At 69.3% G+C, this 11,204-nt stretch carries 9 protein-coding genes and 1 pseudogene; 6 read left to right on the top strand and 4 right to left on the bottom strand.

Going from position 1 to position 11,204, the window contains the following annotated elements:
• Positions 1–213: 1-deoxy-D-xylulose-5-phosphate synthase N-terminal domain-containing protein (locus tag ASF41_RS24105; protein WP_280138151.1), on the bottom strand; the 213-nt coding region annotated here is incomplete at its 3' end.
• A gap of 715 nt (positions 214–928) precedes the next feature.
• Between ASF41_RS24105 and ASF41_RS16620 the strand changes: the two genes are divergently transcribed.
• From ASF41_RS16620 to ettA, 3 genes are all read left to right on the top strand, one after another.
• A complete protein-coding gene (locus ASF41_RS16620; protein WP_056495106.1) occupies positions 929–1,828 on the top strand; it encodes a DNA/RNA non-specific endonuclease in 900 nt (299 codons plus the stop codon).
• 14 nt (positions 1,829–1,842) lie between these two features.
• The gene (locus ASF41_RS16615; RefSeq protein WP_244479685.1) at positions 1,843–2,160 is read left to right on the top strand and encodes a hypothetical protein; all 318 of its coding nucleotides are present in this window, start codon (positions 1,843–1,845) and stop codon (positions 2,158–2,160) included.
• Between the two features lie 247 nt (positions 2,161–2,407).
• Positions 2,408–4,060 (top strand): energy-dependent translational throttle protein EttA, encoded by a 1,653-nt coding sequence (ettA, locus tag ASF41_RS16610; protein WP_056219775.1) that lies wholly within the window; start codon positions 2,408–2,410, stop codon positions 4,058–4,060.
• 42 nt (positions 4,061–4,102) lie between these two features.
• On the opposite strand, the gene ASF41_RS16605 is transcribed toward ettA, so the two are convergent.
• From ASF41_RS16605 to ASF41_RS16595, 3 genes are read right to left on the bottom strand one after another with little or no spacing between them, the layout of a single operon-like run.
• Entirely contained in the window at positions 4,103–4,957 is an 855-nt protein-coding gene (locus ASF41_RS16605; protein WP_056495103.1) for a formyltransferase family protein, read from the bottom strand.
• Positions 4,954–5,721, bottom strand: a complete 768-nt coding sequence (locus ASF41_RS16600; RefSeq protein ID WP_056495102.1) for an SDR family oxidoreductase — start codon at positions 5,719–5,721, stop codon at positions 4,954–4,956. The genes ASF41_RS16605 and ASF41_RS16600 overlap by 4 nt, the downstream gene beginning before the upstream one ends.
• A gap of 31 nt (positions 5,722–5,752) precedes the next feature.
• Positions 5,753–7,060, bottom strand: a complete 1,308-nt coding sequence (locus ASF41_RS16595; protein ID WP_056495101.1) for a capsule biosynthesis protein — start codon at positions 7,058–7,060, stop codon at positions 5,753–5,755.
• A 254-nt stretch (positions 7,061–7,314) separates the two neighbouring features.
• On the opposite strand from ASF41_RS16595, the gene ASF41_RS16590 reads away from it, so the two are divergent.
• The 3 genes and pseudogenes from ASF41_RS16590 to ASF41_RS16580 form a co-directional block, all read left to right on the top strand.
• The gene (locus ASF41_RS16590; protein WP_056495099.1) at positions 7,315–9,246 is read left to right on the top strand and encodes a capsular biosynthesis protein; all 1,932 of its coding nucleotides are present in this window, start codon (positions 7,315–7,317) and stop codon (positions 9,244–9,246) included.
• A gap of 7 nt (positions 9,247–9,253) precedes the next feature.
• On the top strand, positions 9,254–10,741 hold the full coding sequence (locus tag ASF41_RS16585) for an LTA synthase family protein (RefSeq protein ID WP_056495095.1): 1,488 nt from the start codon (positions 9,254–9,256) through the stop codon (positions 10,739–10,741).
• Between the two features lie 265 nt (positions 10,742–11,006).
• Positions 11,007–11,204, top strand: a pseudogene (locus tag ASF41_RS16580) (sugar transporter); the annotation flags it as partial.

Genomic DNA, 11,204 nt, shown 5'->3' with positions numbered 1-11,204 from the left:
CGCCACCGTCAGCTCGACCACGCCGAGCCCGGAGCCCAGATGCCCGCCCGTGACCGAGACCGCGTCGATCATCTCGGTGCGCACCGCGTCCGCCACCGCTTGAAGCTGGCTCTCCGGCAACAGACGCAGCGCCGAAGGCTCCGCCAAGCCGTCCAGGATCGCCGTCGCCTCCGACGCGGTCACCGCGGTCGCTTGCGCCCGCTCCGGCGCGATCTTGTCTTGCGAGGTCTTCTCTTGCGAGGTCTTCTCTTGCGAGGTTTCTTGCCGTGACACTGAATCCACACCCGTTCGTTTGCTGGCACCCGCTCGATCCGGCCCGCCGCCAACGCTCTGCGCGGACCGACCCTCGAACGATGCATGCCCCAAGACGAAACCGGGGCCCTTCGATCGCACTTATAACGTCATTACGCGGCATTGCCACGCCAGGGGGCGCTTGCGCTTTCCCACAGACCGCGCGCGGTCTGCAATTCCATTCCGAAATCCGAAGCGCGGGAGACCGATCCGTCGCCGCGCCGTGACTGTGGAGATGCTGGCGCCAACGCCTGAACTCCGGCAGGTAATCCCACCGCTCGTTCCGATCAACGGTGCGATCGTCTTTTCCCGTCCGCCGATCCCGCATCGAGGCAGGCCATGTCGCTCCTCCGCTTTCCCGCCGGCCTCGCCGTGATCGCGACACTCGCGAGCGGTTCCGCCTGGGCGGCGGGCCGTACCGCCGACCCGTCGCTCGTGCGCCGACACGCGCCGGTCGAGCCCTTCACGTTCCCGTGCGGAACACCCGGCACCTGCGGCGTCCAGGCAGGACCCGGTCCGGCCGATCGCGATGTGCGTCCCTTCGAGGGTACCCTCGGTCGGCCCTGCGGCTATCGCACGCGGGCGACCCCACAGGGGATCCGCAAAGTCCGCGTATGCTTTTGAGCCCACGCGATCCATGGTCAGTCCACGCCTCCTGCTGCTGTCTGCCTGGCTCTGCGTCGCACCGGTTGCGGCCCTGGCCGAGGGCTGCGCCGACGCGTTCGCGGAGGGGCGCCGGCCGGAGATCATCAACCCGAAACTGGCCGAACGCGCCGTGCCGCTCTGCTACGAAGCCTTCGCGGTGCTCCATTCCGGCCTCTCTCGGACGCCGCTCTACGCCGCCGAGCGCCTGACGCGGGACAGCGTCGCGGCTGCTCGCCGGGTCGACCGCATCGACGCCTTCCATGACGAGGATGCGCTGCCGGCGGCCGACCGGGCGCGGCTCGATGATTATGCCCGTAGCGGATACGACCGCGGCCACATGGCCCCGGCCGGCGACATGCCGACCGGCGCGGCCCAGGCGCAGTCCTTCAGTCTCGCCAACATCGTCCCGCAGGACCGCGCCCTCAATCGCGGGCTCTGGGCGGCGATCGAGGAGAGCGTCCGGCGTCTCGCCACCCGACGCGGGACGCTCTACGTCGTGACCGGACCGATCTATTCCGGCGATGCCGTCCAGGCGATCAACGGGCGCGTTTTGGTGCCGACCCAGCTCTTCAAGGCGCTCTACGACCCGGCCACCGGGGAGGCGGGCGCCTACCTGATGGCGAATCAGGATAATCCGCCCTGGCAGGCCGTCTCCGTCGACACCTTGCGCACGGTGTCCGGGCTCGACGTCTTTCCGATGCTGGTCTCCACCGCCAAGGTACGGGCGATGGATCTGCCGGAGCCGCGGGCCTATTCCCGGGGCGAGCCCGAAGGCGACGAGCGTCCGCGCCGCCGGGCGCCCCAAACGGATTCGTTCGAGTCCTGGGCCAAGGACCAGCTGCATCGCGCCTTGCGGCGTCTCTGGCGCGATCTGATGCGTGCCATCTTCTGAGGGGGGGTGTTCCGATGCCGAAGACGGGTGCCCCCCATGACCCAGACCGGTCGTCGGACACGCGGTCGGAGACGAGCCCGGTCCGGTTCGCGCCCTTCGCGGACGACGCGGCCGTCCAGACGATCGGCGGTCTCTCCGTCGAGAACGGCCGCGATCGGATCGCCATCCACGGCAGTCTCGACCTCGCGCGGGACGCGCGCGGGCTGGAGCGGGCCCGGGCCCTCGCAGCGGCCTTCGCCGCCATCGTGGCCGCCCTGGAGGCGGCGCCGTTGCCCGAACAGGTCGCGGAGGAGTCGCGGTCCGCCGACACGGTGAAGAACCCCTTCGCCTGAGGCCGGGATCTCGGCCCTTCTTCTCGGCCCCGTTCTTGCCGGTCGGTCGCCGCCCTGATACTCCGGCGCAACACTCTCACGCGAAGCGGTTCGACGACGGCGAGCGCCCGAGGTCCGACCGCATCGGCGCTCTTGGCGCGGCACGCCGTCCGGTTCGACCGGATGCAGCCGCGCAACACTGCACACGCTGATTCCGATGGCCGAGGCGCAGGGCGCGCCGGGCCGCCGACACGACAGGGATACCATTATGGCGCGCGAATTCATCTACCACATGAAGGGTCTGACCAAGACCTATTCGGGGGGCAAGAAAGTCCTCGATAACATCAACCTGTCCTTCTACCCGGACGCCAAGATCGGCGTGCTCGGCATCAACGGATCGGGCAAGTCGACCCTGCTGAAGATCATGGCGGGCATCGACAAGGACTGGACCGGTGAAGGCTTCGTCGCCCAGGGTGCCCGGGTCGGCTACCTGCCGCAGGAGCCCCAGCTCGATCCGAACAAGTCCGTGCGCGAGAACGTGATGGAGGGCGTCGCCGAGAAGCAGGCGCTGCTCGACCGCTACAACGAACTCGCCATGAACTATTCCGAGGAGACGGCGGACGAGATGACCGCCCTTCAGGACCGGATCGAGGCCGCCAACCTGTGGGAGCTGGATTCCAAGGTCGACCAGGCCATGGAGGCGCTGGGCTGCCCCAGCGACGAGCAGCCCGTCGCGACCCTCTCGGGCGGCGAGCGCCGCCGCGTGGCCCTGTGCAAGCTGCTGCTGTGGGAGCCCGAACTGCTGCTCCTCGACGAGCCGACCAACCATCTCGACGCCGAGACGGTGAACTGGCTCGAAGGCCACCTGCGTCAGTACCCCGGCGCGATCCTGATCGTGACCCACGATCGCTACTTCCTCGACAACGTCACGGGATGGATCCTCGAGCTCGACCGGACCCGCGGCTACCCGTACGAGGGCAACTACTCGGCCTGGCTGGTGCAGAAGCAGAAGCGGCTCCAGCAGGAGGGCCGCGAGGACATGGCCCGCCAGCGCGCGATCAACCGCGAGCAGGAGTGGATCGCCGCCTCGCCGAAGGCCCGCCAATCGAAGTCGAAGGCCCGCATCACCCGCTACGAGGAGCTGGTGGCCAAGTCCCAGGACAAGATCGACGCCTCGGCGCAGATCGTCATCCCGATCGACGAGCGCCTGGGCAACAACGTCATCGAGTTCGAGCACCTCAACAAGGCGTTCGGCGATCGTCTGCTGATCGAGGATCTCTCGTTCAAGCTTCCGCCCGGCGGCATCGTCGGCGTGATCGGCCCCAACGGCGCCGGCAAGACGACCCTGTTCAAGATGATCACCGGTGCGGAAAAGCCGGACGGCGGCACCATCTCCGTCGGCGAAACCGTCCATCTCGGCTACGTCGACCAGTCGCGCGACGCGCTCGATCCGAACGCCACGGTCTGGCAGGAGGTCTCCGGCGGCAACGACATCATCTATTTCAACAAGCGCGAGATCAATTCCCGGGCCTATTGCGCCGCCTTCGCCTTCAAGGGCTCCGACCAGCAGAAGAAGGTCGGCACCCTCTCGGGCGGTGAGCGCAACCGCGTCCACCTCGCCCGGACCCTGAAGGGCGGCGCCAACGTTCTGCTGCTCGACGAGCCGACCAACGACCTCGACATGGAGACCCTGCGGGCCCTCGAAGAGGCGCTGGAGGATTACGCGGGCTGCGCCGTCATCATCAGCCACGATCGCTGGTTCCTGAACCGCATCGCTACGCACATCCTCGCCTTCGAGGGCGAGAGCCACGTCGAGTGGTTCGAGGGCAACTTCTCGGATTACGAGGAGGACAAGAAGCGTCGCCTCGGCGCCGATTCGCTGATGCCGAAGAAGATCAAGTACAAGAAGTTTTCGCGATAAGACGACGGCCCGGCGCCCGCTTCGCAGGAGGCGGGCGCCGGTTCAGGCCCGGGCGCTCAAGGCCAGGGCGTCCTTCAGGTCCCGCCCGTCCGTGAGCTTGCGGCCCTGGCGGCGCAGTGTCTTGAGGAGGGTCCGGTCCGGGAACGGGCAATAGGGCAGGACCGGCGCGATCGTCCCGGCGGGAAGTCCTCCGTCAGCGAGATCCGCGAGCGCTCGGTCGAGCAGGACCCGCCCGTGCTCGTGCAGGATCACCGAGGCGCGGGTCGCCGTCGTATCCTCCGGCAGGCGGACCGCTTCCTGCGAAAGGATCGCGCCGGCGTCGATCGTGACGGCGAGGCGATGGAGCGTCACCCCGAAGGCCGGCTCGGACTCCGCCAGCGCGTGGATGGTCGGCACGGGCCCGCGATGGCGCGGCAGCAGGCCGGGATGGACGTTGAGGCCGCCCAGCGGTGCGCGCATCAGGGTCGGGCCGGAAAGAATCTGGTCGAAATGGAAGGTAACGATGAGATCGGGGGTGTGCCGCGCGAAGGCCTGCGCCACCTCCGGACCGTTGACGTCGTCGACCTTCAGCGTCGGTATGCGAAGCTCGCGACAGAGCGCCTTCAGGGGCGTGGCACCCGCCGAGTTGTTGGCGCCGGTCAGCCGGCGTGTCAGCGGCGAGAGCGGCGCGAGGAGATCGGGCAGTCCGAAATTGACGCCGAGATAGGGCAGGATCGCCGGGCCGGAGCGCGCGAGATGGCGCCGGACCTGTCCCACGAGGCCGCCGGAACTCGGTCGTTCGGCGTTCGACAGGCCGACGAAGGCGATCTCCGTCGCGTGGTCGCCGACGAAGCGGCGCACGGCGCGGGCGTTCGGCAGGGCCTCCAGCACGAACAGCGCGATCCGGGGGCGGCTCACCGCCCGACTCGGATCTTGAACTTGAAACCGCTCATGCCGAGACGTCGCAGAGATTCCGGCAGCAGGGCTGCGCCGCGCGCGCCCGCCGCGAGGATCCACGGGAAGGCGACGATGTCCCGGTCCTTGGCCAGGCCGCGCGCGATCCGCCGCGCCGCGTCCTCGGCGCTGAGCTCGAGGGGACGCCAGCCCTGGTACTCGCCGCCCATGGCGGTCTTCACGTAGCCGGGGGTGACGACGTTGATGCGCACGCCGTGCGGCTTCAGCTTCTCCCGCAGCGCCAGACCATGCGCGAGCAGCGCCGCCTTGGTTCCGCTGTAGGAGGGCGCGTCGGGGAGTGGCGCGAAGGCCGCCAGTGACGAGATCAGCGCGATCTGCCCGTGGCCGCGGGCCCGCATCAGGGTCACGCAGGGCAGGGCGACGTTGAGGGCGCCGAGGAGGTTCACCTCCACGGTCTCGAACGCCATGGCTTCGGTCTCCACGTTCCCGCCGGGATCGCCGCCGTTGATCGCCGCGTTGACGATGACGAGGTCGAGGGGATGGGCGCGGTCGGCGCCCTGAAGCCAGTCTGCAACGGATGCCCGCTCGCGAATGTCGAGGCGCCGGGTCTCGACCGCGGCCCCCTTTGCGCGGCACGCGTCGGCGATCGCCTCGAGACGGGTCCGGTCCCGACCCTGGAGGATCAGCGTCGTGCCGGCTTCGGCGTAGTGGCGGGCGAGGGCGGCGCCGATGCCGCTGGACGCGCCGGTGATCAGGATGACGGGCATCGGGACTGCTAGCGCGCCCGGCCGGACCGGATCAATAGACCGGCGCCAGTTCCTGGGGCTCGCTGTCCTCCGCCCGGATCGCGCGGGCCGCGGCCAGGGCCGCGGCCGGGAGCGTCGCTTCCAGCCGCGGGATGGTGCCGGCGATCGCTCGCTCGATGGCCGGGCGGGAGAAGAAGCCGCCGTTGATCTGCGAGCGGTGCAGGACGACGCGTCGGAAATCCGCCATCAAGGGGCCGTCGGGCGGCGTCGGAGCCGTCCAGAACGAGTCCACGCCGCCCTGATGCGTGAGGCCGGGGAAATTGTAGATCGCATTGCCGGCGGCGCAGGTCGGGCGCCCGAGTTCGAGCGACAGCATGCCGACGGTGCTGTTGATCAGGACGACGCCGCGGCTGCCGGCGATCAGGCTGGGCAGGTCGCCGCCGTCGATGATGTCCAGGCGGTCGTTGACCCCGTGCCGGCGCGCCGAATGGCGGGCGTACTTGCGCCAATTGATCAGGCCGCTGTCGAGGGGATGCAGCTTGATCAGCAGGCGGGTCGGCGCCGGCGCATGGGCGGCGAAGGACGCGATCGTCCGATCCATGAAACCTTCGACCCCCAGGAAGGGGGAATGGACGCGGATCTGGTAGTCGCTGTCGAGCTGGAGCGGCAGCAGGAAGTAGTCGACGCCGATCGCCGTGTAGGCTTCGTTCAGTCGTGCCGCCTCGCGTCGCGTATGGGCGCGCCGGGCGAACTTCTTGATCCAGCCGGCATATTCCACCGCGATGTGATGCGGCCGGTGGCTGCGGAAATGCGGGAAGAAGTACGGGAAGCCGAAATTCGCGATGTTGTAGGCCACGTCCCAGAGGCTGCGCCGGGCCATGTCGCCGCTCGACGGCATCGCGCGGCCGGGCTGCGGCAGGCGGCGGGCCACGGCGCGGATCTCGTCCGCGGTCTTCGGCAGCGCCGAGTTGCCGTTCACGCCGCCGAGCTCGCAGGTGATCCAGTTCGGCCGGAGATAGCCCTCCTCGAAGACGTGGAATCGGACGCCGAAGGGCTGGGCGGCGGCCGTGGCGGCGACATGGTAGGGCCGACAATCTCCGAAGAGCACGATGTCGGTTACGCCGTGCGTGCGGACGTAGTCCGCGACGTAGGCGCCCCACTTGTCGAAGCGGCCCCGGTAATTGTCCGAGGGGAGGCGCCAGAACAGCCAGTCGCCGGACGAGAAATTGATGCGCCGCACCCGATGGCCGCGCGCCTCCAGGGCGCGGCCCAGGTCTGCGAAGAAGGGTGATGCGAGTCCCTGGAGGAAGAGGAACGTCGCCTGTCCGTCGCGATGCATGTCTGCGCGGGGCTGAAGCATTCTCTCCGACGCCTGCTCCTGCGCCCGTTCAATGGCGGGCCACCCTGGACGGTCAAATCCGTCGCACGGGACTCCCATCCCAGCAATTGGGCGCTCGTAGGGCCGGAATGGATTTCCGGTGGCCTGTGCCTTTACGGCAACGCTCCCTGCGGGGCGGCTGCCCGGCCCGGGCGAGCGCTCTCTCCCGACTCACGCCCCTCGGAGCCCCCGAAGATGCTAAGGCAGCGGCCGGTTACGTCGATCCGAAAGTGCGCATGCCCTCGACCCTGCCGTCATCCCTCTTATCCACAGGCGGACGCGTTCACGCGCTGCGATCCGAGATCTCGACCGCGCTGGACGTCCCCTTCGCCTCCCGCTGGCGTCCGGGGGCGGCGCCGGTGGTGTGGCATTCCGGCGTTCTTCGCAGCGTCGCGCAGCGCCTGGCACGTCCCGTGATCGTGGGACCGGGTCCCCTGCTGTCTCCCTACGACACGCCCGGCACGGGGATGGCGAGCCTCCGCGTCGACCACGCTGGCCACGCAACCTGTCTTGGGCAGGTCGACACCGAGGCGCTGCTGCGCGCCCGTACCTTCGGACGGAATCGGTTCTCCCGCCGGACCGTCGAGGCCATCTCGGAGGCCTTGTCCGGTCTCGCCGATCCGTCCCTCATCCTCGCCGAGGGCGCCGTCGCCCACTCCTGCGCCCGCCTTCGGGCCTTCGTGATGCGCGTGCTGGCGGCGCACCCGGACAGGACGTTCCTCGTTGCCGGCTCAAGCGGATGCGCGGACCTGTCGCCGAGCCTCTCTCCGCACTTGCGGGTCATCCCATCCCCGGTCGATCCCTGGGCGCTGTTCGAACAGGTTCGCCAGGTCTTCGTCGACGACTGGGCGACGGCCTGCGAGGCGCGTCTCGCCGGGTGCGACGTCGGCCGTCCGGGTGACATGTCCGCACCTCCGACGACGCAGGAGCTCGTGGTTCTGCGCTACGGCACGGGGATCCACTACTTCGATCCCTGGACGCGGGCCCCGATCGGGTTCGGGGATTGCCTCGACCGCGTCGCATGGCTGCGCGACCGCTTCGCCGACAACGAGACACGGACGGTGCTGGTCGGCATCTCGGGCTGGAAGCGTCCGGTTCTCGACGCATTCATGGTTGGTCCGCAGGGACCACCGATCCACACCATGACGGCGGAGGATGCCGTGGCCGCCGCACGGGCGCACCAGGCCCAGGTCCGGGTCTGGGCCACGCGCATGCCGGAACGGCTGGGGCCGCTCTGCGCCGAAGCGGGCGTGCCTCTCGCGCGGATCGAGGACGGTTTTCTGCGTTCCGTGGGCCTCGGGGCCGGCCTCGCCCCCGGCGCCTCGATCGTCGTCGACGATCGCGGGATCTACTACGATCCACGGACCGAGAGCCGGCTCGCTTTTCTCCTGCGGACGTCGACCTTCCCGCCGGACCTCGTCGCGCGGGCGAAGGCCCTGCGCGAACTCGTGATCGCCCGCCGCCTGACCAAATACAATGTCGGTCTCACCGACGAGTCCGGCGACTGGCCGCGCGATCGCCGGATCGTGCTCGTCCCCGGCCAGGTCGAGGATGACGCCTCGGTGATGCACGGCTCCCCGGTGGTGCGCTCGAACCGCGATCTGCTGCGAGCCGCCCGGGCCCGGAACCCGGACGCGTTCCTGCTCTACAAGCCGCATCCCGATGTGGAGGCCGGGTTCCGGACCGGTGCAATCCCGGAGGCCGAGGCTCTCACCCTAGCCGACCGGATCGTCGGTGGGCTCTCCATCGTGGATCTGCTCGACCGGGTCGACCACGTCGAGACGATGACCTCGCTGGCGGGCTTCGAAGCCCTGATCCGCGGCCGCACCGTCGCGGTCCACGGGCGTCCGTTCTACGCCGGATGGGGCCTGACCGAGGATCTGGCCCCGGGCGCGGATCGGGGGCGCCGGCTCGCGCTCGACGAACTCGTGGCGGGCGCCCTCCTACTCTACCCGCTTTACCTCGATCCGGTCACTCTCAAGCCGTGTTCGGCCGAGCGCCTCCTCGATCGCCTCGCCGCCGCTCGCGATGCGGCCGGTCCTTCGCGCCTCGCCATGAGTCGAACGGGGATTCTCACCATGCGGATGCGCTACGCTCTGCTGAATCCTCTCATCCGACGCCTTCGCGCCAAGCGCGGCGTCGAGCGATTTCCGGACCGGAAGCCCTGACGCCGCAATGACCTTTCTTCTCAGTCTGACCCTCGCCCTGCTGCTCGGTCTGGCCATCGAGGCCCGCGAGGGTGGGCAGGCGCGGCCCGTGAGCCTGCGTCCCCGCGACCTCGCGATCCGCCTCACGGGCTACGAATGGGTGATGGCGTTCTGGTTTCAGTTCTCCTGGCGTCCCTGGCTCGCGGGCGTCTCCTGCGTCCTGACGATTCTGATCCTCACCATCGTCAGCCGGCTCAAACGCGGCATCATCGGCGAACCGCTGGTGTTCAGCGACTTCGCCCTCCTGCGGCAGGTGCCGCGCCATCCGGAGCTCTACTACACCCGCCCGCTCAGCGACCCTCGCATGGCCGGGCCGCTCATCGTCGCTTTCACAGTGGTCGCCGCTTGGTATGCGATCGAGCCGACCATCCTGCCGGCCGAGCCGAGCGTCGCGGTCCTGGCGATCCTGGCCCTCCCGCTGATGCTGGTCAGCAGCGTGGTGCTCTCGGGGGAGGGGAAGGCCGCCGCCGCCCTCGCGCGCTTGTTTCCGGCGCCGGCACTGGACGTCGACATCGCTCGGTTCGGGCTTCCGGCCACGCTGCTCGGCTATGCCCTTCGTTGGCGCGCCCATCGCCGAATCGAACGGGGAGTGGCTCTCCCGACCCCGATCCAGCGAGCCGACGCACCCGTGATCGTCGTGGTACAGCTCGAATCCTTCCTCGATCCGGTGCGCCTCGGCGGACCGCCCCTGCCGCTGATGGAGATCATCCGCGAGCGCGCCACCCTCCACGGGCGGCTGCGCGTGCCGGCCCACGGGGCCTACACGATGCGCACTGAGCACGCGGTCCTGACCGGCACCGATGCCGAGGATCTCGGGTTCGGTGTGTTCGACCCTTACCTCACCCATGGTGGCCACGAGCCGACGAGCCTGCCCCTGCGCGCCCGCGATGCGGGGTTCGAGACCGTCTTCGTGCATCCCTTCCACCGCGACTTCTTCAACCGCGCCGCGGTGGTGACACGCCTCGGCTTCGATCGCCTGATCATGGAGGACGACTTCTCCGAGGCACCCCGGGTGGGACCCTATGTCGGCGACGCGGCGATGGCCGACCGCGTGCTGGCGGAAGTCTGCGCGCGCAGCGGCCCCCTGTTCCTGTACGGCATCACGATGGAGAACCACGGGCCGTGGAAGCCGGGGCGTCTGCCGGGTATCGACGACCCGCTGGCACAATACCTGACCCATGTACGCAACACGGGCCGGGCCGTGGAAGCCCTCCTCGCCGGATTGGAAGGCCTGCGGGCCACCCTCTGCGTGTTCGGCGATCATGCTCCGGCCCTTCCCAATTGCCGGCCCGGTTTCGGCGGCACGGCGACGGATTACGCCATCTTCCGGTTCGGACCGGATGCCGGCGGGGGGGGAGCCCGACGCGACCTCACGGCAGCGGAGCTCGGGCGTCAACTCCGTCAGATCATTGCGCTCCCCGGAGAGGGGGAGAGCTTGGCTTTGCCACCCTCGTGACGCATTGGTGATGGATAGGCGGCCGGATCCGGCATGGGCCGGTCGGAGCCTGCCTGGGTGCACGATCCGTTAATCCGATCGCAGCGTTTTGCCGCTATCGTCCGACGCGGCCACCGCTCGGAGGCTTGTGCCGTGATCCCAGTCCCCTCACGGGCGACCTCGGGATCGCGTTTCATCGAACACGATGGCGCCGCCCGTGCGCCGTGACCGAGGCGGGCGTCGTCGCCGGATCGCACCTGCGCGCGGTCCGGTCAGGAGAGTAACAATGCTTCGTAAGGCGTCCCTGGCCGCCCTGACAGCCTGCCTCGTGTCGGGCTGTACCTCGCTTCTGCCTGCGGCCGGCCCGACGACGGGGGCGGTTGTGGAGGGGGCGGACGTGTCCACGAGCGAGGGGACGTTCGCCCGCTACGAGATCGTGGACCTGTCGGCGGCCACGATCGAGGCGCTGCGCGGGCGTGCGCTG

Source organism: Methylobacterium sp. Leaf111, from assembly GCF_001423285.1.
In the GTDB taxonomy this organism is placed as follows: Bacteria; Pseudomonadota; Alphaproteobacteria; order Rhizobiales; family Beijerinckiaceae; genus Methylobacterium.
This window is presented reverse-complemented; position numbering and strand designations above follow the sequence as displayed.